Raw genomic sequence first — 730 nt, forward strand, 5'->3', positions numbered from 1 at the left:
GTTGCGGCTGGCATAGTCCTCGCCTGCAGCATCTGTCGGTCTACACCATCCTGTCCCGTCGTTCCGTTCGGCGCCACAACGCCGTTTCCGCACGCGCATTCGTCGCCGTCGATACCGACGAAGGGTTGCCGCTGCCGGCCGCGCTGGTGCTGCTGTCGCCGGAAGTCGACCTGACCGAATCCGGCGACAGCTTCGAGACCAACCGCCTCGTCGACGTGGTGTTGCCGACGTCGCTGATGCCGAACAACCTGCTCTACGCGAACGGCGCCGATCTCGCGCATCCGTATCTGTCGCCGCTGTTCGGCGATTTCGCTGCCGGTTTCCCGCCGACCTTCATCCAGAGCGGCACGCGCGACCTGTTCCTGTCGAACGCGGTCCGCCTGCACCGCGCATTGCGGCGCGCGCAGGTGCCGACCGAGCTTCACCTGTTCGAAGGCATGCCGCATGGCGGGTTCATGGGCGCGCCCGAAGACATGGAACTGGGCGAGGAAATCGCGCGCTTCGTGCGTGCGCATTTGCCTGCATTGAATTGAATACATCGAGCGTCGGACGATGAACGGCAAACCCCACAAGGACGACATCGGCATCGGCCCGGATCGCTGGATCGAATTCGGCGATCTGTCGGGCGGGCAGGCGCAGGCGGTCGCGATCGATCCCTGTCTGGCCGGGGTCATGTCGTTGATCGATGCACTGGAGACGGACTGTGTCGCCGAATGCTGCGGCATCGACG

General features: G+C 64.8%; 2 protein-coding genes. Both read left to right on the forward strand.

What is annotated here, in order from left to right; translation table 11 throughout:
- Positions 1-146 precede the first annotated feature (146 nt).
- Positions 147-533, forward strand: coding sequence for an alpha/beta hydrolase fold domain-containing protein (locus L810_RS43230; protein ID WP_373453123.1), 387 nt, complete (start codon positions 147-149; stop codon positions 531-533).
- A 19-nt stretch (positions 534-552) separates the two neighbouring features.
- A partial coding sequence (locus L810_RS49550) for a DUF6331 family protein (RefSeq protein WP_257009054.1) occupies positions 553-730 on the forward strand: 178 nt, incomplete at its 3' end.

This window comes from Burkholderia sp. AU4i, from assembly GCF_000466765.1.
Classification (GTDB): Bacteria; Pseudomonadota; Gammaproteobacteria; order Burkholderiales; family Burkholderiaceae; genus Burkholderia; species Burkholderia cepacia.